The sequence below is a fragment of the Binatus soli (SeqCode) genome (assembly GCF_050015535.1).
GTDB classification, from domain to species: domain Bacteria; phylum Desulfobacterota; class Binatia; order Binatales; family Binataceae; genus Binatus; species Binatus soli.
The window spans coordinates 34850-58671 of the sequence record NZ_JBEKBF010000023.1 but is presented as its reverse complement, the minus strand read 5'-3'; the positions used below and the strand labels follow the sequence as shown (position 1 = coordinate 58671).

The following is a 23822-nucleotide window of genomic DNA, read 5'->3' as shown; positions in this document are numbered from 1 at the left end:
AATGGCTAGCCCGGCGAACAAGCCCGTCATCGAAATGCACAAGGTCTGCAAAGTTTTCGCCAAGCCATCCGGCGAACCGCTGGCGGCGCTGGCCGACATCGAACTGTCATTGCGAGAAGGCGAGATCCTCGGCCTCCTTGGCCGCTCAGGTTCAGGGAAGTCGACCCTACTGCGCATTGCTGGAGGACTTATTAGGCCGACTTCCGGTGAGGTGCTCTATCGCGGGCAGCCGTTATCTGAGCCGGCCGAAGGTATAGCAGTTGTATTTCAGAGCTTTGCTCTATTCCCCTGGCTTACCGTACTCGAGAACGTCGAGGCCGGCCTCGATGCGCTCGGGTTGGCCCATGACGAGGCTCGCCGCCGGGCAATGTCGGCCATCGACTTGATCGGTCTCGACGGGTTCCAATCCGCTTATCCTCGCGAGCTCTCAGGGGGAATGCGCCAACGGGTCGGCTTCGCACGGGCGATCGTAATCGAGCCAGTTTTGCTTCTCATGGATGAGCCGTTTTCAGCCCTCGATGTTCTAACGGCTGAGACCTTACGGACCGACTTCCTCGATCTCTGGATAGAGCGTCAGCTTCCCACCAAGTCGGTATTGCTGGTAACCCACAACATCGAAGAAGCGATCATGATGTGCGACCGAATCCTTGTCCTTTCCACAAATCCCGGGCGTATCGCGGCCGAGATTCCGGTCCCCTTGGCGCATCCACGCAACCGATTGGATACCGAGTTTCATAATATTGTTGACGAGTTTTATTCGATTCTTACTTCGCGCGCGACGGAGTCGATCGGAGCACAAAGACAAATTCACGGGGGTTTGGCGCAGCCGCTGCCACCGGTCCCGATCAATCTGCTCGCCGGGTTCATTGAGGCGTTGGCTTCACCCCCTTACCAAGGGCGTGCCGAGCTGGCCAGGATCGCCGGCGCGCTGGCCCTGGACATCGGGGAACTCTTCCTGATTGCCGAAGCTCTTCACATCCTGGAGTTCGCGGAGCTACAGGAGGGCGCTATCAAGCTGACCGCGGCTGGGCGCGTTTTCGCCCAGAGCGGAATGGAAGAGCGTAAGCGGCTGTTCAGCGAGCATCTGCTTCAGTTTGTGCCTCTCGCCGCCCATATCCATCATGTCCTCAATGAGCGCGAGGGTCATCTCGCACCCAGGGTAAGATTCGAGTCCGAACTTGAGGACCATCTGAATCCGAGCGACACGGAGAAGACTCTGCGCGCCGTCATCGACTGGGGGCGCTATGCGGAACTTTTCACTTACGATGGCGAGACAAGGACGTTCACCGCCCGCAACCTTGTCGCGAACAGCTGAGGTCACGGTCTTCAAGCCACGATGCGCATGAGTGTTGCCGCGTTGGCGACAGCATATCCGCCGGCGTCGTTATTGAAATAGGCATAGACGTCGCGGCCTTTCTGGAGAAAAGCCTTCATATGGGCGCCCCATTGCTCGAGTTCACTTTCCGAGTACGACGAGGCGAAAAGGGCCTTGGGGCCGTGGAAGCGGAAGTAAACGAACGGCGCAGTAGCAATCACGCCGGGGAAGGGATAGCGGCTGGAATGAGAGAGCACGAGGCCCACACTATGTTCGCTGAGCAGCGCGACTGCCTCCTTGCTGAAGCATGACTCGTGTCTGAACTCCATCGCGAGCCGCAGCGGGGGCCGTGAAGCGCCGTAGCCGAGAAACCTTTCCACCAGCTTCAGATTCTGCGGTGTGGCGTGAAAGCTCGGCGGAAGCTGAAGAAGAATGGGGCCGAGTTTTTCCTTGAGGGCAACGGCTCGTCCGACGAACTCGGTCCATTCTGCCCTCACACCCTTGAGCCGCTTCATATGCGTGATTAGGCGCGACGACTTGAGAGCGAAAATGAAACCTTCGGGCGTTTGGCTGTGCCAGTTCTCGCAGGTCGTCAAGCGCGGCAGATGATAGAAGGAGTAATTGACCTCCGTGGTGTTGAAATGCTTTGCGTAGTAGGAAAGCCACTGTCGAGACGGAAGATCCTCGGGATAGAAACTGCCGCGCCAGCCGTAGTAATTCCAGCCTGAAGTGCCTACGAAGAATTGAGCCATTTGCACAAGCTCCGACAACGCCCCTTCGTCGCTTCGCGCGGTCCACGTAGCCAGGACCTCCTGCGCCACCTGGCCGGCCGCCACGACGTAGCGTCGGGCTTTTGAAATGAACTCCCAGCCCGGATCAAATCACGGCTTCCTTCGCGCCGGCTTCGCCTTCGCCCTGGCCTTGCGAGGGACTACTTTGGATTTCGCCGCCGCGACGGCCTTGCTCGCCTTCCCGCGAGCCTGGCGTGCAACCGGCCGGCGCTTCTTTTTGCCCCGGGCCAGATCGAGCAGAGTCTTACCGGAACGCCTCGATTTCTCACGCCCGCGCACGATCTCTTGAACAGTCTCTTCAGGCAGCACCTCTACAATCACCGCAAGCCCGTCGCGATCGCTGACATGTGGAAGGAGTCGACGGATGAGTTCAAGGCCGTATCCCGCCTGCTCCGGAGTGATTTCTTCAGCCTCGGCCAATTCGGCGAGCTCCTGAACGGCCTCGAGCGCAGCATCGTGCTCGGCGCCGAGCCTCTCAACGTAGTCGGCTCCATAGATCTCGGCGAGAGCTGGGTAGAGAACCTGCTCTTCGTAATGAAAGTGCGGACCGGCATGCGCCGCCATCTCGCCAACTCCCTGTCGAACCGCCTCGATGTCATTGGCCTCGATGGCGTCCATCAGGCCGAGCAGCATATCGCGCATCTGGCGGTGCTCCTCGCGGAAGACTTCTGTGAATTGATTCGCCAACATTTGCTCCCTCCCGGATTTACAGCGCCGACCCGATCCGGCTGCGCTGCAACTCTCCAATTTGCTTCTTCTCCTGGATCTCAACCTGCAATGCAACACTCACAGAGAAGGAGAGCAAATCGCTTGCCATCGGGACTAACTGGATTGGGCCGGTTATTGCACTTCTTGTGTGACGCAGAAGATGGCGATGAGTCCGAATGCTCCGGCGGAACTGTCTCCAATCGCACCACTCACATCAGCGCCTTCGATATTCGAGATGCTGGAGGAACTCGATGGCGAGCTACATCTGATCGAGCGCGTCGAAGGATGGTCGCCGTACACGCACGCCTATCGGCTTCCTGACGGCTCGGTCTATTTTGGTAGCGCTCGAGGCGGAAGAGAAAAGCGAAGACTAGTAGAGCAGATAGCGCGCGCGCAGGATGCGGAAATTCTCCAGCTCCGGTTGCCAACCCGCGACGATCTGTTTGGGATCCACGCCCGACTTGATTTCCTCCAGCGTTCGACGCGAACCAACCATCGAGAGCGTCGCGTCGATCTTGAAATCATTCGCATATAAACGATGCAGCGCGGCAATCAGCTCGATTCCCAGCGCCGGCGAATCAAGCGCGAGGCGATCGTCGAGAGAAATCCGTACTCCGTGGCAGCTCCGGCCGGCATAGGTGTCGGCGGATGGCGTGAAATCGGCTGACCGAAAGCGAACGCCGGGGATCTTTCGCTGGTCCAGGTAGGAGAGCAGCGCCGCAGAATCGATCCACGGCGCGCCCACCAATTCGAATGGGGTATCGGTCCCGCGCCCGACGCTCACATTGGCGCCCTCGATCATCGCAACGCCCGGATACAGCGTCGCTTCAGTAAGCGTTCGCAGGTTCGGCGAGGGCGGCGTCCATCGCAGCCCCGTTTGATCGAACCATTCGGAACGCGCATAGCCGCGCATCTTGATCACGTGCAGGCGCGCGCCGATGTGGTTTTCGCGATTGAACATCCCGGCAAGCTCGCCGACCGTCATGCCGTGGCGCGTCGGCAGCGGGAAATATCCGGTGAACGATTTCAAATCGGCGTCCATGATCGGGCCTTGCACGACAGCGCACGAAATCGGATTCGGACGATCCAGCACATAAAAGTCGATGCCGCGGCGCGCCGCTTCTTCCATCGCATAGGCCATCGTCGTGACATAGGTGTAAAAGCGCGCGCCCGAGTCCTGAACGTCGAACACCACCGCATCGAGGCCATCGAGCATCGTGGCGCTCGGCCGCCGCGTCTCTCCGTACAGGCTAAAGAAGCGCAGACCCGTGACGGGCTCGGCGCCCGGCGCGACGCTCTCATCGACATCGCCGTGCAGGCCGTGCTCGGGACTGAAGATCGCGCGCAGCGTCAGTCCGCGCGCATGTGAAAGCGCTTCGATATCGCGAGTGCCGGCGTGAGTGACGCCGGTCTGATTGGTGATCAATCCGACGCGCGTGCCTCTGAGTTGCGCGAATCCGTCACCCGCCAATACGTCGGCGCCGCTCAGAACCCTTGTGTGAGCGGCAGTGCGTTTGGCCAATGCGCAGAAAGAGTTCAAGCAAGGCCGGCATTCCACGATGCGATCCTCGGACAGGGCGCCGAGGCGATCTGAAATCAGCGCGAGAATTTCGCGTCGCAACGGGCCCGCATCACCTGCGCCGCCGGGGTACGTGCGGTTGGTCAAGATGATCGCATAGGTGGAAGATACGGGATCGATCCACAGCATCGTCCCGGTGAATCCGAAATGGCCGTACGAACCGACCGGCAAGAGCTGCTCGCGATTCGCGCACAGCGGTGCGCCGAGATCCCATCCCAGCCCGCGCAGGTGGCTCGCATCAACCGCGTCGGCCGGCGATTGGGGGGTCGTCATTTCGTCGATCGAACGCGGAGAGAGAATCGTGACCGCGCCCGCGCGTCCGCCGTCGAGCATCATCCTCGCGAAGATCGCCAGGTCGTTGGCGGTGGAGAACAGTCCGGCATGACCCGCGAGGCCTCCCATTCGCGCGGCGGTCGGATCGTGGACTTCGCCGATGCGCAACTTGCCGTCGACGTATTCGGTTGGCGCAATACGATTGAGTTCCCGCGCCGGCGGGCTGAAACCAGTGTCAGCCATTCCGAGCGGCGTGAAAATGTTGATGCGGCAATAGTCGTCGAGCGGAAGCTTCGCGACGCGCCGAACCACCTCGCCGAGCGCCTCGAAATTGATGTCGCTGTACTCGTAGTGCGTTCCCGGAGGATGAAGCGGCTTCGCATCCGCGGTCATCTTCATTGCGGTCGAGTAGCCGGTCCATTTGCGGCGCAGGTCCAAATCCGGCGCCAGGCCGGAATAATGCGTCATCAACTGGCGAATCGTAATGCGTTCCTTGCCGTTGCGAGCGAAGGCGGGCCAGTAAGTCGCGACCGGCGCGTCGAGGTCGATCCTGCCGCGCTCGCGAAGCTGCATTATCGCGACCGCGGTCGCGACGGGTTTGGTCAGCGAGGCGAGATCGAAAATTGTGTCGGGAGTCATCGCGACTCGCCGGGGCTCGAGCGCGCGATATCCGAAAGCGTGGCGATAAACGACCTGGTTGCCTTGCCCAATCTCAACCACGGCGCCGTGGATTCTTCCCGCTTTGATCTCAGACTGGACGATGGTGTCGATTTGTTGCAAATCCGCTTCGCGCAAGCGAGCGGACGAGGCGGCATCAGCAGACGCCAATGTTGCAAGGATCGCGGCGAGCAACTGGAACGCGAGTGCCGCGATCAGACGGTGCGAGAATGACGCCGTCGGGTTTCTCATTGCGACGATTGTACCACGTCCGGAACGTCATCCTTGCAGGCCGCGCCCTCCACCTTCAAGCCGGCGGCGGTGTACTGGTTGCGCGGGTTCCATAGCATCCAGCCGTCGGAGCCGAACTTTTCGGCGGCCGAAATTTGCGCCCTTATCTGCGTGCCGGTGAACTCTCGATGGTCGAAGGCGTAATCGCGAAATGCTTGCAGCCACGGGCGAAACCGAATCGAGGGGATTCCACGCTCGCGCGCGTTCTGCAGCGAGAGGAAGACGATTTCATACGGATGCGCGACCGGATTGCGATAATTGGGAATGCCGAACTGGAAGCACGACGGGTACAGCATCGGCGAGATGTAGTCGACGATGGGCGCGAGTTCCTCGAGCCGCTGCCCGATATGGGTATCGTCGAGGTTCCACGTCACGTATCCAAAGGTGTCGGCGGCGAGAAACACATTGTAGGGAGTGAGGCGCCGCCGCGCCTCGGCCAGAAAGCCGGAGATTGCGGCGAGGCGACTCTTCATGTCGGTCGGCTTCGAGAACTTCAGCCCTGGCGCGTCGGGAAAGCGCACATAGTCGAACTGGATTTCGTCGAAGCCGAGGCGCGCCGCCTCGAGCGCGATCGCGATATTGTAGTCCCACACCTCGGTGTTGAAGGGATCGGTCCACGCCAGGCGTTCGCGGTCCCTGAAGATTGCGCCGCTGGCGCGCTTCACCGCCAAATCGGGTCGCGCGGTCGCGAGCGGATCATCCTTGAAGACGACAATTCGTGCGATCGCGTAAATGTTATCGTGATGGAGCCGGTCAATCATTGCCTTCGCATCGCGCATCGTCGTGAGCTGGTTCGAATGAGCCTGCTCGGCGAGCGGAAGCGAGGTTTTGAATGCGATCATCCCGCGGTCGCCTTTGACGTCGATCACCACGGCGTTAAGTTCGGTTTTGTCGAGGAGGCCGAGCGCCGCCTCGCGCAACTTCGTGCTGCCGATGCCGTAAAATGAAAGATAGAGCGCCTTCGGCATCATCGGCGTGAGCGCAATCGGTCCGGAATGATCTTTCAACTCGCCGATGGAGATCGATTCCCGCTGATGGCCGTATGCTCTCAAGCCGATCCTGTCACCGTGGCCGCTGATTTGGAACTTGCCGTCGTGATCGGTTCGAACCACAACGTCCCCGAGTGTCACGATCGCATCCTCCACCGGCCTCCTGGTCGAGCCATCGATGATGGTCCCGGTGTACGCCAATGCCGGCAGAGGCCTGAACAAAGATGTGAGGACGAACAAAGACAGCGTGAAAATAATCGGTCTCGACATCAACTGTCACCGACTGGTTGTTGGCGTCCGAGCCGGTAGCAGACTCCCGAATCTTTGTCCGATGTCGCCATCGGTAACGATGAAGCGGGGAAGCGCCATGACGTTGTCGCCGCGCGAGACCTTGCGTCGTTCGATGCTGAATGCGGCGACGTATCCGGATTTTGTGGCGGCGGCAATCAGCTCATCGTCGTAGATGCCGAACGGCCAACTCAGCATCGTCACGTGGCCACCGAGCCGGCGCTCGAGCACCTGTCGCGATTTGTTGAGCTGACTATCCACCAATTTCCAGTAATCCTCGGCGGAGAGTCGGCGCTTCTCGATGCGAAAATTGGGATGCCAGTACGTGTGCGATTCCACCGAAAAGAGCCCGGTGGCTTTCAGTTCCGCGAGCTGTTTCCATGTCATCGCATACGAGGCGTTCGAAATCGCGGATGGATAAATGAACAGTGTCACCGGGATTCGATAGCGCTCGACCAACGGCGCCATGTCGCTGAACACGGTACGATGGCCATCGTCGGCGGTGATCGCAACGGCGCGCGGCGGCAACTCGCCGTGACCCGCGGCGAAATTCACTACGGCACGAAGCGGCACGATACTGTAGCCATTGTCATGAAGATATTTGAGCTGCGATGCGAAGACCGCGGTGGTGACCGTCATGCTATCGGCAACCACCGGGCCGAACCGATGGTAGACAAGAATCGTCGCGGACGTTGCGCTCTCTGATGCGGGGCCCGCGATTGCGATCGACGTTATCGCACTGAGGAACAGCGCCAGAAGTGTAACGACAAGATCGAAGCGCCTCCTTTTGTTCATTGCTCTGTGGCCGCGCACAGTCCAGTCGTGAACGCGCAGTTCTTCGTATTCCGAAGCTGGCCTTGGAGCACGCCAGCACCCACCAAAAGGAGCTTGGCGCGTGCGGCTACGGCGATTGCCGGTAGCGCTCTGCCGTTTGCTTTATCTGTCGTGAGAGCTTCAAGAATATATCGCCCTCGTCGTAGATGAAGAGCACCAGAGCGCCGCCGGCGCCGACAATCAAACCGAGGATAAATGCGCCCATAGTTTCGCTCCTCCGGATGCTCCGGATTATATTCAAATTCGCACTCTGAAACCTACCCAAAAAAACAATCCCGCTCGCGTCATTTCAGCAGGGGTCACCCCTCCTCTTAACATTGGGTGCAGGGGTCGCCCCTGCTAGTATCTTGATTCTGTCGTGGCACATCTCGAAACAACTGATCGTCCAGGCGCGCCCGCTACCGCCGCCGATGCGGCCGCCTTCGACTCCGCTTACGATGCGGTCATAAACGCGGCGGGCGTGCTCGTCCTCGACCGCCGAATCGTCGTGCGCGTGGCCGGCGACGATCGCGCCTCGTTCTTCCACGGCATGTGCACCGCCGACGTAAAGGGCGCCAAGCCCGGTTCCATCCTGCCCGCGCTGTTTCTGACCGAGCACGCGCACGTGATCGCCGATGCGTTCATCTGGGTGACCGGCGATGCACTCCTGCTCGATATCGACTCCGATGCGTGGACGCGCACGCGGGCGCATCTTGAGCGCTTGCTGGTCGCCGACGATGTCGAATTCGAAGACGCCGGCGAGCTTGCCCTGATCGACGTCGAGGGACCTGCCGCCCTCGACGCGGCCTGCTCTGCCCAGGCCGCAGCGTCTCTGCCCCCTTGGCGCTTCATCGAAGAGCGCAAGTCGCTAATCGGCAACTTGCCCCGCTACGGCGGACCCGCGGTATCTGTAATCGCTTCGCGCGATTCGATTGATTCGACCGTCGCCGGCATACTGGCGAAAGCGCCGTATTTTCGCCGCGTCGATTCGTGCCTGCTCGAAACTATCCGCGTCGAGAACGGCATCGCACTCATCGGTGTCGATACCATAGACAAGACGATCGCACTCGAAGCGCGGCTCAATCGCGCAATCTCATTCAGCAAGGGATGCTACCTCGGGCAGGAAACAATCGAGCGGGCGACCGCGCGCGGCGGTTTGAAAAAAAGGATGCTCGGACTTAAGTTCAGTAATGCGCATGTGCCGCCCGTCGGCGCGGTCGTCAGTCTGGCCGGGACGGAAGTCGGCCGTGTGACCAGTGCCGTGTGCTCGCCACGATTTGGCGCGATCGGGCTTGCGATTTTGCATCACAGCGCATGGACGCCCGGGGTTGAGTTGAAGATTGGCGAGGACGGCGCCGCGATCGTGACTGATTTGCCGTTCGCGCAGAGTTAAGGAGTTGAAGCGATACTTTAAGTTTATTATGCGGGCCCGCGCGGCCCCGGTTCAAGGAGTGGATTGCGATGGCTAACGTGCTCGGTAAGCGTTACATGTGTGAAAAGTGCGGCACCGAGGTGCTCTGCAACAAGGCCGGCCCCGGTGGGCTTGAGTGTTGCGAGGTCGAGATGAAGATCAAGGAAGCCAAACCGCTTCCAAGTTCCGACTAGGATCTCCAGACGCCGCCGCGCTCGGTCGCAGGCGACGAAGGCATACGTTCCAAAGTGGTAGTCGCGCCTGGGAAAGCCGACCTGGTTCTTCACAAGGGTCTCGTCCTTGGTCACCCCGGTAGCGACTCGGTTGCCATCTCCGGCGGGGTGATCACCGCACACGGTCCGTTTGCGGAACTAAAACCGCTGGTCGGTCCGCGAACTCATCTGATCAAGCTCGCGGGCCGCGCCGTCGTGCCCGGCTTCATCGATTCGCACCTCCATTTCCTGGAAGCTGCTGCCGCTGCCACCGGAATCTCGGTGCAGCGATGCCGCACGGTTGGCGATCTGCTGGGCGACCTGCGGCTTGCCGCCGGCAAGACTCCGCCCGGCAACTGGCTGCGCGCGTTCGGATGCGACGAAGCGCTGATGCTCGAAAAGCGCGGGCCCACGCGCGCCGAGCTCGATCAGTCGCTGCCCAAGAATCCGCTGCGCTTGCGCCATCAGACGTTGCACGCGACCTGGCTCAACTCGCGCGCCATCGCGCTGCTGGGCCTCGAAGCTGCCGGCTTCACTCCGCCGCTGGGCGCCAACATGATTCGCGACGCCGCCGGCAAGCTCACCGGCCTCGTAGTCGGGATGGAAACGTGGCTGTCGAATCATCTGCCGCCCGTGACCGCCGCGGAATCGGAATCACGCGCGCGCATCATGAGCCGCGAACTGGCCGCCGCGGGAGTGACGACGTTCACCGACGCAACCACGCGCAACGGCCCCGTCGAAGTCGAACTGTTCGCCAGGCTGGCGGATTCGGGCGCGATATGCCAGCGCGTTGGCGTGATGATCGGCGGCAATCATCTCGACGCCGTCGATCGATGCGAAAAATTTGCCAGTGCCGCGCGAATCTCGTTGGCCGCCGTCAAGTTCATGCCCGGCTATCAGTACGACCCTGCCGGCCTCGCGCGCCCCGTGCTCCACGCGCTCGACCGCGGACTCGATTGCGCCTTTCATGCGACCGAAATGGAAGAGTTGGAAGAGGCGCTCGCCGCGATCGAAGCCGCCAGGGCGGGTTTCGCCGGCGAACGCGCCATCCCGCGGTTTCGCATCGAACACGGCGGGCTGATTACGCCCAACTACATAGACCGGCTGATGGCGCTCGGCGTGTGGGTCGTCACCAACCCCGGCTTCATCTACTTCCGCGGTCCCAAGTACGCCGCGGAGCCCGGCCTCGTCGCGCATCTCTACCGCGCGCGAAGTCTCAAGGCCGCTGGTGTTCATCTGGTCGGCGCTACCGACGCCCCGGTCACACCCGCCAAGCCGCTCGCGGCGATTGCGGCCGCGGTTTCCCGCACCACCATCGACGGCGTCGAGCTCGCACCCGCCGAAGCGCTTCCCATCCACGAGGCCTTCGCGCTTTTCACGATCGACGCTGCGCGCCTCGCCCGGCTCGACGCCGGCGCCATCGAGCCCGACCGTCTTGCCGATCTCATCGTGCTGCCGCGCGACCCGTTCTCGCTCAAGCCCGCCGATCTGATGAACCTCGCCGTCGATATAACAATCGTCGGCGGCCGCGTGGTTTACGAGCGCGGCCGTCCCGCCATCGCCAGCAGCGACAGCGCCGAGCTGCGTTCCGGATGATGTCATCGAGCGGCTCGAGCGCGGTCCTCTACAGCAAGCGCGGGCCCGTCGCGTGGGTCACGCTCAATCGTCCCGATCAATTCAACGCTTACAACATGGCGATGCGCGACGATCTGTTTCAGGTTCTCGCCGCCATCCACGACGATCGCGACGTTCGCGCGATGGTGTTGCGGGGCGCCGGTCAGGCCTTCTCCACCGGCGGCGATCTTGCCGAGTTCGGGCTGGCGCCGTCGCCGATCGTTGCGCGATGGGTCCGCTTTCGCCGCGACGTGTGGGGGATGCTTCGCGCGCTGCCCGTCCCGACAATCGCGGCGATCCACGGCTACACGGTTGGCGGCGGACTCGAGATGGCGCTGCTGTGTGACCTCGCCATCGCCGCGGACGACACAAGGCTTTGCCTGCCCGAGACCGGCGCCGGAATGATTCCCGGCGTCGCTGGCACCCAAACCGCCGCCCGCCGGCTCGGTCTGGGCCGCGCCCTCGATCTTTGCCTCACCGGCCGTTGGATTGACGCCCAAAACGCGTTACTTGTAGGTTTGGTCGCCGAAGTAGTTCCCTTGGCGGATTTGGATCGCCGCGCTCTCTCGATCGCCCGCGCCTTTGGACGCGTCGCGCGCGAGCGGTCCGCGATACTAAAGCTGGCGGTCTGGGGAGGCCTCGATTTGCCGCTTCGACAGGGACTCGAACTCGAACGCCGGCTTTGGAAGCGGCTCGCGCTGATCGAACTCGACCGCAGCCCCGGGCCGGTCCGCGGCGGAAAAAATGCCAATATTTGATTTGCATCTACCTGGAGGAATCGCGCGCTGTGAACACGGTTAACTTCGTCACGATCCCATCGTCGATCGTGCCCGACCAGGAAATCCTGGTCTTCGGCGCGCGACGCCTTACCTACGCGGATCTGAACGACCAGGTCGCGCGCCTGTGCGCGGTCTTCAAACAATTCGGGTTGGCGCATGGCGACGTCGTTGCCCTGCTCGACACCAATTCCGATCTCTACGTCGAATGCTACTACGCTGCCGCCAAGGCCGGACTCATATTCCTGCCGCTTAACTATCGCGCCAAGGATGCCGAGCTCGAATACATGATCAACACCGCACAGGCGAAGGCGTTGCTCGTCGGCGATCGCTACCTCGAACTGATAAGCAAAATTCAGTCCCGGCTCAGCGCGAGCAGGATTGTCGCGATCGGCGACGGCGCCCGTGGATTGCCGCGGCTCGCCGATCTGATCGCCAAGGCTGTGCCCGATGAATCCGAAGCTGAAGTCGAAGACGAGGATATTTCGATCCTGATGTACACCAGCGGCACCACCTCGCTGCCCAAGGGTGTGCAGTTGCGCTTTCGCGATTTCACCGCCTACGTGACCGCCAACGTCGAGATGGCCGACGGCACCGATCGCGGCGTCGCTCTGGTGTGCGTGCCGTTTTACCACATCGCCGGAACCACCTCGTACATGACCAACATCTGGACCGGCCGCAGGATGATCGTGATGCCGCAATTCGACGCCCGCACGTGGCTCGATCTCGTCCAGCGCGAGCGCGTCACGCATGGCTTCGTTGTGCCCACGATGATGAAACAGATCATCGACGAGCCGTCATTTGCGAACTCCGATCTCTCCAGCCTGACCAACCTCGCCTACGGCGGCGCGGCAATGCCGGTGCAGGTAATTCGCCGCGCGATAGAAGTCTTTCCGAAACAAGTCGGCTTCGTGAACGCGTACGGACAAACCGAAACAACTTCATCGCTGACCGTGCTCGGCCCCGACGATCATAGAATCGAGGGCACGCCCGAGCAGATCGAGATCAAACTCAAACGCCTCAATTCGGTAGGGTTGCCTCTCCCCGACGTCGAGATTCGCGTCCGCGACGAGGACGGCAAGTTCCTCCCCACCGGCCAGGTCGGCGAAATAATCATCCGCACGCCGCGAATCATGAAGGGCTACGCTGGCCGCGACGACAACGCGCAAATGCCCGACGGATGGCGCGCCACGGGCGATCTCGGATGGCTCGACAGCGGCGGCTACGTCTTCTTCGCCGGCCGCAAGGACGACATGATCATCCGCGGCGGCGAAAATATTGCTCCCGCGGAAATCGAAACCGTCCTCATGAGCCATCCGGCCGTCGATGAATGCGCCGTTATCGGCGTGCCCTCCGTCGAGTGGGGGCAGACCGTCAAGGCCTTCGTCGTCGTGCGCAAGGGGAAGACCGTGACCGAGCAAGAGCTCGCCGAGTTCTGCCGCTCGCGGCTCGCCAGCTTCAAGCGTCCCGAGCGTATCGAGTTCATCGACGCGCTGCCCAAAAATCCGCTCGGCAAAATCCTGCGCAAAGACCTGCGCGCGCCCGCGGGAGACGTCTGACGCCGCGCCCCGCCAAAAAAACCCGAACCCGCGCCGCGCGCCACCAGGCCGCCGGCGTGATCGACGTTGCCTTCGCCAGCGGATGCGTCAGCGCGACGCTTCGCTACGCCGCTCCGCGCGCGATGCTCACGCCTGCGATGGCGGTGCGGATGCTCGAGCTGATCGAGCACGTCGAGGACGACGCCGCCGCCCGCATGCTCGCTATCACCGGCGCCGGCTCCGTGTTCTGCACCGGTTTCGACAACGGCGTGGATCCGCGCCTCGTCGAATCGCTCGCGGTGCTCTCCAAGCCCACCGTTGCGATCATCAACGGCGACGCATTCGATGAAGGATTGGAACTTGCCATGGCCGCCGACATTCGGGTCGCCATTTCGTCGGCTCGATTCGCGATCACGCTGATGAAACGCGGCGCGATGCCCCACTTCGGCGCGACCCAGCGACTCCCGCGGCTCGTCGGTGCCGGCAACGCTCTGCGCATGATGCTCACCGGGACGCCTCTGGGAGCCGACGAAGCGATGCGCACCGGCCTCGTCGCTTATCTCGCCGACAGCCGCACCGAGCTCGCCGCATTAAGCGGTCGCGTCGCCGAGGCGATCCTGAGCCGCGCTCCGCTGGCCGCGCGGCTGGTCAAGGACGCCGTGCTCAAGGGTTACGACATGACATTGGAGCAGGGCATAAGGCTTGAGGAAGATCTATACGCCCTGCTACAAACGACTGCCGACCGCGCCGAAGGCGTGCGCGCCTTTCTCGAGAGGCGCAAGCCGCTGTTCAGAGGCGCGTAAATTTTAGGCACAAAGTTTTAAGAAAAAATCGTCCCAAAGGATCAGGACTCAGGAATGGCAAATCAGCTCGGCAAAGTTTACATCTGCGCCAATTGCAAATCGCAGGTTATCGTCACCAAGGGCGGCTCCGGACAACTCAAGTGCTGCGGCGTTCCGATGGAACAAAAAAAGTAGCAGTCTCGCCCCGTCGTTCGAGGCGTTGTTGCGACAACGAGAAACGAAAGACGAAAAACGTAATGAGGGCCTCACAATGGTTGGTGCAATCATAGTCGGAATAATCGCGGGATGGCTCGCAGGCAAGCTGATCCGCGGCGAAGGCTTCGGATTGATCGGCGACCTCGTGCTCGGCCTGCTCGGTGGCCTCGTCGGCGGATGGATCTTCGGCGCACTCGGCATTCCGGGGCAGAACGGCATGATCGGCGCCATCGTGGTCGCGACCATCGGCGCCATCATCCTGGTCTGGATCTCGCACGTGATTCGCGAGGCCTGACTAAAAAACCCCCGCGCGCGCCGACTCTCACCCCAGCGCCCGGATGCGCAAGCCCTCGGCCTGCGTCCGAATCGGCTCCGGCAACTTCACTTCGTGCGCGTCGATCCAGTTGGTTTCGAGCCGATAGAACTCCCGCGCCGGTTCGTAGAACAGGTGGATAACCACGTCGTCGTAGTCGAGCACCACCCAGTGCGCATGATGCATCCCTTCGACCGCCAGCGCCCGCTGTCCCGCCTTGCCCATCGCGTCCTCGATCCCGCGCGCGATCGCCTGCACCTGCACGTCGGAGCGCCCGGTCGCTACCAGAAAATAATCCGCGACTGACTTCAGATGCTCGACTTCGAGCACCACCAGGTCGTAGGCCTTTTTTTCCAGCGCCGCTTCGGCGGCGGCGTATGCCTTCTTCAGCGCCGTCAAGAAATGTGTCCGCGACGCGGCAACTTACTCGCCGCTTGTGGCTGGTTCGATCGGAATGAACGCAAAAGTTTAAGCAGAGTGATCCTCAATACAGCGCGTGGTACTGAATGTAATCGACGACGTCGATCGGCACCAGGTACCTGATCGATTCACCGCGTTGCAGTTTGCCGCGAATTTCAGTCGCTGAAATGGGTAGGAACGTGGTTTCGACGAAAGATAGCGTTTGTCCGCTCGAATGCACGTAGTGATCGTCTGCCTGAGTGTAGCCAAATCGTTTGAGCGCGGCAACTGAAATTCGCGGCGAACCCGCCTCGCCTTCGGTTAACCTTGTATGAACGGCGAAGTTGCACAAGCGCGCCAGTTCGTCCGGCTCCTTCCACGATTCGAGCTCGGCAAACTGATCCGCGCCCATCAGCAGGTACAGCGTCGCCGGCTGGCGCAGCGTCGCCAGGAAGTAGCGCACCGTGTCGATCGTGTACGAGCGCCCGGCCCGCCGAATCTCCACGTCCGACGCCATGAAATGCCGGTTGCCCTTGGTCGCCAGCCGAACCATCGCGAGCCGATGCTCCGCGGGCGCCAATTCGCTCTTCGCCTTATGCGGCGGCGACGCGGCCGGAATGAAATATACCAGGTCGAGATGGATTGCCTCGCGAACTTCCTCGGCCGCGCGCAGATGCCCGAGATGAATCGGATTGAAAGTGCCGCCGAACAATCCTACTCGCATGTGATTTTAGCTTCGTGGCTCAGGCGCGAACTTGTCCGGTCCCGCCAACGACGTACTTGTACGTGGTCAACTCGTTGAGTCCCATCGGCCCGCGCGCGTGCAGCCGATTGGTCGAGATTCCGGTCTCTGCGCCGAATCCGAATTCGAAACCGTCGGTGAAACGTGTTGACGCATTGACGTAAACCGTAGCCGAATCGACCTCGCGTTCAAAGCGCGCCGCCGCCTCCGCGTCGCCCGTGACGATCGCGTCCGCAAGATGAGACCCGTGACGCGCGATAAACGCGATCGCCTCGTCAATCGAATCCACCACTTTCACCGCCAGTATCAGGTCCAGATATTCCGTGTCCCAATCTTCGTCCGTCGCCGCGCCCACTGCGGGGACGATTTTTCGCGTGCGCTCATCGCCGCGGATCTCGACGCCGGCCGCCGTCATGCGCACGGCGAGCGCGGGGAGAAATTTCTCGGCGACCGCGCGATGCACCAGCAGCGTCTCCATCGCATTGCAGACCGACGGCCGCGAGCATTTCGCGTTCAAGCAGATTTCCTCGGCCATCTTCAGATCGGCCGCCCGGTCAACGTAGGTGTGACAGATACCGTCAAAATGCGGCAGCAGCGCAACCGCCGAGCCTTCCAGCGCCGCCTTCAACGACTTGCCGCCGCGCGGAATTATCAGGTCGATCAGGTCGCGGCTGCGCTTCATTGTCTGGATTACTTCGCGATCCGGATCGCGGATAAAGGTCGCCGCGTCGGGATTCAGCCTGGCGTCCCTCAACGCTTGCGAGATCAGTCCCGAAAGAAATCCGTTGGTGCCGAGCGCCTCGCTGCCGCCCCGTAATACCACCGCGTTGCCGGCTTTCAGCGTCAGCGCGGCCGCATCCACCGTGACGTTGGGCCGAGATTCGTAAATCATCGCGATCACGCCGATCGGCACACGCCGCTTTTCGATCTTCAGTCCGTTGGGCCGCGTCCACTTCTCGATCGCAGTCCCGACCGGATCGTCGAGCGCCTCGACTTGAAGCACGCCCGCGGCCATCGCTTCGATTCGCTTGTCATCGAGCGTCAGCCGCTCGACGAACGCTCCGCCGCGTCCACTCTTGCGCGCGCGCTCGAGGTCGATTGCGTTGGCGCGGATAATTTCCGCGCGTGAATCGCGAATCGAACTCGCCAACCGGCGTAGAAAATCGTTTTTCTCCGCCGTCGTCGCGAGCGCCATCCTTGGCGCCGCCGCCCGCGCCCGCCCCAACGCGGCGATTGTATCCGCTTCGACCGTCATCCGATTTCGCTGCTCGTCCGCCCTCAAGTCTGTCACTAATTGAGGATATATTCCGAAGCCGCTCAAATAAACTGCGAGTCTTCTGCCCCTCTACTTCTAACAGGGCGATAGCCCGCACGTTTCTTAACATTGGGTTCAGGGGTCACCCCTGCTGAAACCCATGGTGGGTTTCACCTTCAATTAAGTGACTCCCCTGCCCTACGCGATTTCCTTAATCAGCACGAAGTTGTCGCGATGGATAATCTCGTCGGCCACTTTGTAGCCGAGCAGAGCCGGGATTTCAGTCGAACGCCGCCCGGCCACTTTCAACACGTCGGACGCCGGATAGTTCACCAAGCCGCGCCCGAACTCGACTCCGTCGGGATCGAGCAGGCTCACGCAATCGCCGCCGCCGAAGTCTCCCCGCACCTCCCGCACGCCCGAGGGCAGCAGCGAACGTCCCCGGTTGCAGAGCGCGTCGGCCGCTCCCTTATCGACCGCGATTGAGCCCGCCGGCCGCAGCGCGAACGCTATCCAATGCTTTCGGCTCTTGAGCCGCACTCCGGCCGGCACGATCAGCGTGCCCGCCTCGCGCGCCGGATCCAGCGCGGCGGTGACGATGCCGGCTTCGCGCCCGCGCGCGATTATCACGGCGATTCCGGCCTGCGCCGCCTGCCGCGCCGCCTTCAACTTGGTCGCCATCCCGCCGACCCCCAGCGGACCCGCGTTCTCGACCACCAACCCGCGCATCTCGGCCTCCGGATCGTTGATCACGGGAATCAACCGCGCGTCGCTGCGCTCGCGAGGGTCGGCGGTCAGGACGCCGTCCACGTCGCTCAAGATGACCAAAAGTTGCGCCTGCACCAGGCTCGCGACCAGCGACGACAGCACGTCATTGTCGCCGAGGCGAATTTCCTCGACTGCGACGGTGTCGTTCTCGTTGACGATTGGAATCACGCCCGCGCCGAGCAATTCCGAAATAGTCTGGCTTGCGTTGAGACGCCTGCGGCGCTCGGCCAGGTCCTGATGGGTGAGCAAAATCTGCGCGACGGTCCGATCGTGGACGGCGAATGCGCGCGCCCACGCCGACATCAGCTCGATCTGCCCGGTGGCGGCGGCGGCTTGCCGCGCTGCGATCGTTGCGCCGTGAAGTTTCGAGAGTCGCGCGCGTCCCGCGGCCACCGCGCCCGACGTGACGATCACGATTTCATAGCCGGCCCGCACCGCCGACTCGATCTGCGCCGCGAGCTGCTCGATCACATCGACGCGCAGTCCATCGACTTCGGACAATACGGCGCTGCCGACCTTGATCACGATCCGCCGCGCGCGCGCGACCGTCGATTCCTTGTAGTTCAGCTGGGACATGCGGCCGGTTGATCCATCCGATGAAGCATCCGCGCGATCGCCGCGACCAGCGGCGCCAAATTTTCGCTCTTGTCCGCCGAAATCGGGAATACTTCGAGACCGGTGAGCTTGCGGAGCTTGCGCGCGGTCTTATTCACTTCGTCGGCGGCGATCAGGTCGATCTTGTTGAGCGCAACCAACGCCGGGCGATCGGCCAGCGCGGGATCGAACGCCGCGATCTCGGCGTGCACGGTCGCGAACGCGGCGTCGGGATTGTCCGCGCCGTCGAGCACGTAAACGACGAGCCGCGTGCGCGCCAGATGGCGCAAGAAACGGATCCCGAGTCCAAGCCCGCGATGCGCGCCTTCGATAAGGCCGGGGATATCGGCCAGCGTGAAACTTTCCTCGCCCGAGATGGACACGCGGCCGATATTGGGCGCCAGCGTGGTGAACGGGTAGGACGCGATCTTCGGGCGCGCCGCGCTGAGCGCGGTCAGCAGCGTCGATTTGCCCGCGTTCGGAAGTCCTACCAGCCCGGCCTCCGCGACCAGCCGCAGCTCCATCCGGATCCATCGCTGCTCGCCCGCGGTTCCCGGCGTCGCGATTCGTGGCGAGCGTCGCGTCGAGGACGCGAAGTGCATGTTGCCGCGGCCGCCCTCGCCGCCCTGCGCGATGATTGCCGTGTCACCCGGCATCACCAGGTCCGCGAGCGTCTTGCCGCTTTCCTCGTCGAAGACAATCGTGCCGGGCGGCACTCGCACGATGATGTCGTCGGCGCCGTGGCCATATTGTTCCTTGCCGCGGCCGGGTTCGCCGTCTTTCGCGATCAAACGCGGCTGATATTTGAAATCGAGCAGCGTCGAGAGGCCTTCATCGACCTGGAAGATTACGCTGCCGCCGCGCCCGCCGTTGCCGCCCGCAGGTCCGCCGAACGGTCGGAATTTTTCGCGCAGAAACGCGATTGCGCCGTCGCCGCCCTTGCCGGCGTGCACGAATACCCTGGCTTCGTCGATGAATCGCATGGCGGCGTGGCCATTATAGTATCAGCGATCGCGCCGCCCGATCACCCTCGACCTTGGTGCGGGGCTTCGCCAATGTCAATCTACTAATTGAACGCCGCCGGAGCCGCTCCAGGAGTCACATGGCGACCGCTGAATACCTGCAGTTTATGGCCGATGCTATTGCCGAAGCCCGTCGCGGCGGGGCAGAGGGTGAGGTCCCGGTCGGCGCGATCGCGGTCGCTGATGGGCAAATCGTCGGGGCAGGGCATAACCAGCCAATAGGGCTCGGCGATCCGACGGCGCACGCGGAAATCCTGGCAATTCGCGCAGCCGCATCGACGCTCAAAACGTACCGGCTGACGGCGGTGTCGGTGTACGTCACTCTCGAGCCATGCGTGATGTGCGTAGGTGCGATGGTAAACGCGCGAATCGCACGGGTTATATACGGCGCGCGCGACGACAAGGCAGGTGCGCTCGGCTCAGTATACGATATCGGCCGCGACGGCCGCCTGAACCATCGATTCGAGGTAGTGGCCGGCGTGATAGAACCGGAGTGCGCCGAGATAATGCGCGAGTTCTTTCGCGCGCGCCGAGCAGAGAACTGAGGCGAGATGGGAAATTTCAGATTCTACCGGCGCGTTTCGATCTTCCCGGGTCCATTTTGTTTTCCGATCAGTTGACGTTTTTTTTCGGGGTGGGTGACGCGGCGAGAAATATATGAAAGAACTCATTGGTGCTCGAATGCAAATGACATCTTCAGAAAAGTGGTGCGGCCGCGATGCCAAGTGATAAGGCCAAGCAGAACAAGGCGCTGACGGCGACCTGCGTCGCCTGCAACAAGCCCGTATCCACGGAAAGCGCAGTCGCGCTCACGGGCGTCGAGGACGGGCGCCACAAGCAGTACGTGGTGTGCAACGCGTGCGCGAACGGAGGATGGCGTCCGCCGGGCTTCATGGGATTGTATGCGTTCCGCCGCGAGTAACTCGCGACCCGGAAATTCCGGCGGGATCAAATTCCGCTGCGATCGCAAAATCGTCCGATCGAGAATGTTCCAAGCGCGGCATTTCGTTGACGAGCGGCGCGAGAACGAATCCGAGCCAGGGTCAGCTTGACTGCGCGGGAGCAAACATCGATGCTCGTCTACCGCGGAGAGGTTCGGGAGTCTGGTTTAACCGGCGTGACTCGAAATCACGTGAGCCCTTGCGGCTCCGGGGGTTCGAATCCCCCCCTCTCCGCCACACAGTATGTATTGTTTCACTACAGAGCGGAGATAGCGGCAAATTCGCGCGTGGGCGGGCTGATTCGCACCGCTTGTGGCAGCGGAGAGAGCGACCAATCTTGCAAATCGCCAATTCGCCCCGATTCCTCTCTGTTCAGAAGAGATTCGGTGCCACGAGCGGGTTGTGTCCGATCGCGCCCTGGCGCTTCTCGGTTCGCTAGATCGAAGGTCCTTAGTGGGCAAGAAGCGAAGAGGCCCGGCCCTCTAATCCGCAAGGAGCCGCTGCTGCGCGTCCCATTCGATCGGAACACCGGCCTGAGTCTTCAGACGCTCGGCGGAGAGGCATACGCCTTGCCGCCCTGCACAGATGGATTCCACGATTGCTGGAGCGAGCAGCGCGAGCGGCACCAGATGGCGCACATAGCTGTCGCTTGCACCCCGGCCGAGGATCCAAAACCGGACAGTTTTTCGGCCGCCCTCAGAGAGTGAAGCGCGGCCAGAAAAACTGGGATGAAGATGAAACCAAAGCCTCAAACAACATGTTCCAGGAGGGGCGAAATAACCGGCGGACTCTACTTATGATTGGTTGGAAATTGGGGTGCAGGCCATAGCCTCGAAAGTTCTCCGCCTGATTGGTCGAGAACCCGATATCGGAGAGTCAAAACGGAAATCCCGGCTTGATTCCAAACGGCAAGGGGGCGAGTATGCTCGGAGTGCGTCACGAGCCGAAGGAGGCACACCCAGCATGCGGGCACCGACTTTATTTCTGTTACTATCGCTCAGCAGCGCCTCTCTATTCGCAGGTTGTGTGACACATGTGATACCTGGAGGCGCATCTGCTGCCAATAGTACAGTTGCCGACACTCACGCGGGCGGACCGGCATGCGATGACCAGTTTACGCCCATGCCGCTACTCTGTTCGGGCAATAGTACGTCCGCCCTTCCCGTTCCATCGTCACGGTTAGAGCCCTTCCCTGCGAAGCTGACTGGCGAACACTTGCAGTCGGTGCTCGCCCAGAGCGATGTACCAAACAGTCGGCAAGACCGACCCGCTATCATTTTCATTCCCGGCATACTAGGTTCCAAACTCACCAAAGGAGGTAAGACAATATGGGGACAGGAAAGAGTCAGCGCGGAGGATCTGGTCTTTGATCCAGCCGAATGTCCAGCAAACGTCCGTGCCGAACTTCTCCTCGACTACCAGGCGATTGAAGCCGTACACATATATGGCCAAGCGATAACAACAATGTGCTCAACCACCAGCGGTCGTCAGGATCTATACGCGTTTCCTTACGACTGGCGGCGAGATATCCGCGACGCTGCGATCGACCTAGACAAACACTTGCGGAGTCAAGAGGATTTGCGAGACCGGGACCTCGTAATCGTGGCCCATAGTCAGGGTGGGTTGGTCGCGTGGTACTGGCTACAGCACTACTACACGCCCCAGGTACATCTAAAACACCTGCTGCTGCTCGGCTCTCCGCTCGATGGTTCCTGCGAGATGGTACGAATAATGGCTCACGGCTATGAAGACATTCCCGCAAACTCTGAAGGTCTGCCCGCAGCACCGTTGGACTTGGTGTACAAATATTATTTTTCAGAGTTGAGGGCGAGTGCCTATACCTTTCCATCCATTTTTGAACTGTTGCCTCCAGAGACTGACCAGGACCGCGCGTGTGTGATGGATCAGACCTTCCCCCCACGAGCAAGAAATCTCTTGAGTGAGCAAGAGTGGGAGTTGCCGCAAGTGGAGAAAACTTTGTTGAACGAGGGCGCCTTATTTAGCAAGAGTACCTGGAGTTACGACTTCCCTAATAGTAGCAGCGACAAAGCGGCGCGAGACCTTTTTTACCAGCGGCGATCGAAGGCGATAGCATTAGCCCAAGCCTTCCGCCGCGAGTTGGATATCGATCGGCAACACGAACAAAACGTCCCGCTTACCATATTCGTGAGCGAGAATTTCAAAACCGTGGATAGAGTCATCATCGACGGATCGCTGGGATCCTTCCATCTAACGGTCGACCCGCTTTCCAACAGCGGAGATGGGCGCGTACCTCGAAGAAGAGCCATACCCGATTCTTTAGATGAAGCTGGGAGATGGTTCGAGGTGCAATACACCCACAGTGACCATGGTTCTCTCCCGGACGATCTGACCTTCTTAGAGTATTTGAATCACCAGATGCAGTACGAATTGCAGGCGTGGTCTGCCGGCGAGGCGGCGAAGAAGGCTTCGGCCAGCGATCAAGCGGTCAAGACGTTGGCAAATATTTCCAAGTCCCCGGTAGACGTGCACGCGGTGGCATCTTTGGTACCGCAATCTGAGCGAGAGGCTCTTACGCATGACCTCAAGGAACTTAACTGTAAGGTAGCGCGGCAGTCAGGTCTGACATGGCCCGAAATTCGGAAAGCGCAGAAGTCCGAGCCAGCGATTGATACTGCGGCTGCAAGCGACACGGCCCGCGATTGTGGCCAGCTGGACCAGTTAGATTACATCTTTAACTTGAACGACGCGGCATTTTCACGCCTAGAGGACGCGAGTGCACGGGGGACGGGGGATGGCGGGTCTGTAGCCTCCGCGCAGAAGTCTGCCGCTCTACTGGCGGAACCCTTACTGGAAAAGGCGCGGACCGCTTATGAAGAAGATCCGACCAAATATGATCGCTATGACTCACCCGCCCAACCGAAGCAATTCGCACAAGGGCTTTACCGTAACTTGGGCACGGCGTACTGCTGGACAGGCGACAAAAGCAAAGCTGCGACTTACTACAAACAGGCGCGAATGGCGGGCCATCTCGGCGAACTGTCGTGCCCCTAGCAAATGGCACTTGGAGTCGCAGCTTGCCAGGAGAAGGATCAATTCTGCTGGCCGACGGTTTTCCACGGCCCCTTTTGGTGACGACGATCACCCCGCTTCTGCGAATCCTGTCTGCTCGTGATGCGTCGAGATTATCTTGGCGTGAATCGCCCGCTCTTTACCGCGCCGATTCCCGTTAAAATAGGACGCGGCTGGTCGTGGCGAAGGTGGAGTCCCACTTTGGGGAGTTGTTCCCTCGCGTCGGCTTCATCGTGACCGCCCTCGCGGCTTATGACAGCGGTGGTGCGATTCTACGATAAGCGCGGCAGACCTGAACGATGGATACAGGAAGTGTGTGAAGAATCCGTTCCCAAAAGCAGCGGAGTCGGCCTGCGAAGCGGTCGCGCGGCTCAAACCCAGCTTCCCTGCGGATGCCCGCGTCGGCCGCGATCGTCAGCAGGGCAACGACTTGACTCTGAGTTCAATTAGGGGCTACGAATAGCCTGTTTTGAAAGAGAAAAAG

24 protein-coding genes, 1 tRNA gene and 1 pseudogene are annotated in these 23822 nt (G+C 61.2%); 14 read left to right on the top strand and 12 right to left on the bottom strand.

The window, feature by feature from the left end:
• Position 1 precedes the first annotated feature (1 nt).
• On the top strand, positions 2-1315 hold the full coding sequence (locus ABR989_RS16100; protein WP_428130328.1) for an ABC transporter ATP-binding protein: 1314 nt from the start codon (positions 2-4) through the stop codon (positions 1313-1315).
• Positions 1316-1326: 11 nt separating this feature from the next.
• Here ABR989_RS16100 and ABR989_RS16095 read toward each other — a convergent pair whose 3' ends face one another.
• The 6 genes from ABR989_RS16095 to ABR989_RS16070 form a co-directional block, all read right to left on the bottom strand.
• Entirely contained in the window at positions 1327-2067 is a 741-nt protein-coding gene (locus ABR989_RS16095; protein ID WP_428130327.1) for a DUF72 domain-containing protein, read from the bottom strand.
• A gap of 129 nt (positions 2068-2196) precedes the next feature.
• Complete coding sequence (locus ABR989_RS16090) at positions 2197-2793, bottom strand: hemerythrin domain-containing protein (RefSeq protein ID WP_428130326.1); 597 nt, start codon at positions 2791-2793, stop codon at positions 2197-2199.
• A 391-nt stretch (positions 2794-3184) separates the two neighbouring features.
• Entirely contained in the window at positions 3185-5575 is a 2391-nt protein-coding gene (locus tag ABR989_RS16085) for an exo-beta-N-acetylmuramidase NamZ domain-containing protein (RefSeq protein WP_428130325.1), read from the bottom strand.
• Entirely contained in the window at positions 5572-6873 is a 1302-nt protein-coding gene (locus ABR989_RS16080; protein WP_428130324.1) for a putative glycoside hydrolase, read from the bottom strand. Before ABR989_RS16080 ends, ABR989_RS16085 begins: the two co-directional genes overlap by 4 nt.
• A 6-nt stretch (positions 6874-6879) precedes the next feature.
• The gene (locus ABR989_RS16075) at positions 6880-7686 is read right to left on the bottom strand and encodes a polysaccharide deacetylase family protein (protein WP_428130323.1); all 807 of its coding nucleotides are present in this window, start codon (positions 7684-7686) and stop codon (positions 6880-6882) included.
• A gap of 106 nt (positions 7687-7792) precedes the next feature.
• Positions 7793-7930 carry a hypothetical protein gene (locus tag ABR989_RS16070; protein WP_423947155.1) on the bottom strand — a complete coding sequence of 46 codons (138 nt, stop codon included), beginning with the start codon at positions 7928-7930 and terminating at the stop codon, positions 7793-7795.
• A gap of 153 nt (positions 7931-8083) precedes the next feature.
• Here ABR989_RS16070 and ygfZ point away from each other — a divergent pair, with 153 nt between their 5' ends.
• The 8 genes from ygfZ to ABR989_RS16030 all read left to right on the top strand — a co-directional run bounded on the left by ygfZ (position 8084) and on the right by ABR989_RS16030 (position 14548).
• The gene (ygfZ, locus tag ABR989_RS16065) at positions 8084-9097 is read left to right on the top strand and encodes a CAF17-like 4Fe-4S cluster assembly/insertion protein YgfZ (RefSeq protein WP_428130322.1); all 1014 of its coding nucleotides are present in this window, start codon (positions 8084-8086) and stop codon (positions 9095-9097) included.
• A gap of 68 nt (positions 9098-9165) precedes the next feature.
• Entirely contained in the window at positions 9166-9309 is a 144-nt protein-coding gene (locus tag ABR989_RS16060) for a hypothetical protein (RefSeq protein WP_423947159.1), read from the top strand.
• 54 nt (positions 9310-9363) lie between these two features.
• A complete protein-coding gene (locus ABR989_RS16055) occupies positions 9364-10923 on the top strand; it encodes an amidohydrolase (protein ID WP_428130321.1) in 1560 nt (519 codons plus the stop codon).
• Complete coding sequence (locus tag ABR989_RS16050) at positions 10920-11699, top strand: enoyl-CoA hydratase/isomerase family protein (RefSeq protein WP_428130320.1); 780 nt, start codon at positions 10920-10922, stop codon at positions 11697-11699. Before ABR989_RS16055 ends, ABR989_RS16050 begins: the two co-directional genes overlap by 4 nt.
• A gap of 29 nt (positions 11700-11728) precedes the next feature.
• Complete coding sequence (locus ABR989_RS16045) at positions 11729-13276, top strand: class I adenylate-forming enzyme family protein (protein ID WP_428130319.1); 1548 nt, start codon at positions 11729-11731, stop codon at positions 13274-13276.
• Between the two features lie 56 nt (positions 13277-13332).
• Positions 13333-14058: an enoyl-CoA hydratase/isomerase family protein gene (locus ABR989_RS16040; protein WP_428130318.1), complete on the top strand. Its 726-nt coding sequence runs from the start codon at positions 13333-13335 to the stop codon at positions 14056-14058.
• 54 nt (positions 14059-14112) lie between these two features.
• Entirely contained in the window at positions 14113-14232 is a 120-nt protein-coding gene (locus ABR989_RS16035; protein ID WP_331963101.1) for a hypothetical protein, read from the top strand.
• A gap of 76 nt (positions 14233-14308) precedes the next feature.
• Positions 14309-14548: a GlsB/YeaQ/YmgE family stress response membrane protein gene (locus ABR989_RS16030; protein WP_428130317.1), complete on the top strand. Its 240-nt coding sequence runs from the start codon at positions 14309-14311 to the stop codon at positions 14546-14548.
• 27 nt (positions 14549-14575) lie between these two features.
• Here the strand turns inward: ABR989_RS16030 and rsfS are convergent, their stop codons facing one another.
• The 5 genes from rsfS to obgE form a co-directional block, all read right to left on the bottom strand.
• Positions 14576-14965, bottom strand: coding sequence for a ribosome silencing factor (rsfS, locus tag ABR989_RS16025; RefSeq protein ID WP_428130316.1), 390 nt, complete (start codon positions 14963-14965; stop codon positions 14576-14578).
• An 85-nt stretch (positions 14966-15050) separates the two neighbouring features.
• Positions 15051-15689: a nicotinate-nucleotide adenylyltransferase gene (nadD, locus tag ABR989_RS16020; RefSeq protein ID WP_428130315.1), complete on the bottom strand. Its 639-nt coding sequence runs from the start codon at positions 15687-15689 to the stop codon at positions 15051-15053.
• A 19-nt stretch (positions 15690-15708) separates the two neighbouring features.
• On the bottom strand, positions 15709-16962 hold the full coding sequence (locus ABR989_RS16015) for a glutamate-5-semialdehyde dehydrogenase (RefSeq protein WP_428130314.1): 1254 nt from the start codon (positions 16960-16962) through the stop codon (positions 15709-15711).
• Between the two features lie 198 nt (positions 16963-17160).
• Positions 17161-18306: a glutamate 5-kinase gene (proB, locus tag ABR989_RS16010; RefSeq protein WP_428130313.1), complete on the bottom strand. Its 1146-nt coding sequence runs from the start codon at positions 18304-18306 to the stop codon at positions 17161-17163.
• On the bottom strand, positions 18294-19307 hold the full coding sequence (obgE, locus tag ABR989_RS16005; protein WP_428130312.1) for a GTPase ObgE: 1014 nt from the start codon (positions 19305-19307) through the stop codon (positions 18294-18296). The genes proB and obgE overlap by 13 nt, the downstream gene beginning before the upstream one ends.
• Before the next feature lie 119 nt (positions 19308-19426).
• On the opposite strand from obgE, the gene tadA reads away from it, so the two are divergent.
• The 3 genes from tadA to ABR989_RS15990 all read left to right on the top strand — a co-directional run bounded on the left by tadA (position 19427) and on the right by ABR989_RS15990 (position 20524).
• Entirely contained in the window at positions 19427-19891 is a 465-nt protein-coding gene (gene tadA, locus ABR989_RS16000) for a tRNA adenosine(34) deaminase TadA (RefSeq protein WP_428130311.1), read from the top strand.
• A 173-nt stretch (positions 19892-20064) separates the two neighbouring features.
• The gene (locus ABR989_RS15995) at positions 20065-20268 is read left to right on the top strand and encodes a hypothetical protein (protein WP_428130310.1); all 204 of its coding nucleotides are present in this window, start codon (positions 20065-20067) and stop codon (positions 20266-20268) included.
• A 165-nt stretch (positions 20269-20433) separates the two neighbouring features.
• Positions 20434-20524: transfer RNA gene (locus ABR989_RS15990), tRNA-Ser, on the top strand.
• A gap of 245 nt (positions 20525-20769) precedes the next feature.
• On the opposite strand, the gene ABR989_RS15985 is transcribed toward ABR989_RS15990, so the two are convergent.
• The gene (locus ABR989_RS15985) at positions 20770-21039 is read right to left on the bottom strand and encodes a hypothetical protein (protein ID WP_428130309.1); all 270 of its coding nucleotides are present in this window, start codon (positions 21037-21039) and stop codon (positions 20770-20772) included.
• Between the two features lie 472 nt (positions 21040-21511).
• Between ABR989_RS15985 and ABR989_RS15980 the strand changes: the two genes are divergently transcribed.
• Entirely contained in the window at positions 21512-23320 is a 1809-nt protein-coding gene (locus tag ABR989_RS15980) for an alpha/beta hydrolase (protein WP_428130344.1), read from the top strand.
• Positions 23321-23508: 188 nt separating this feature from the next.
• Positions 23509-23650 (top strand): annotated as a pseudogene (locus tag ABR989_RS15975) (IS1380-like element ISCARN79 family transposase); the annotation flags it as partial.
• Positions 23651-23822 lie beyond the last annotated feature (172 nt).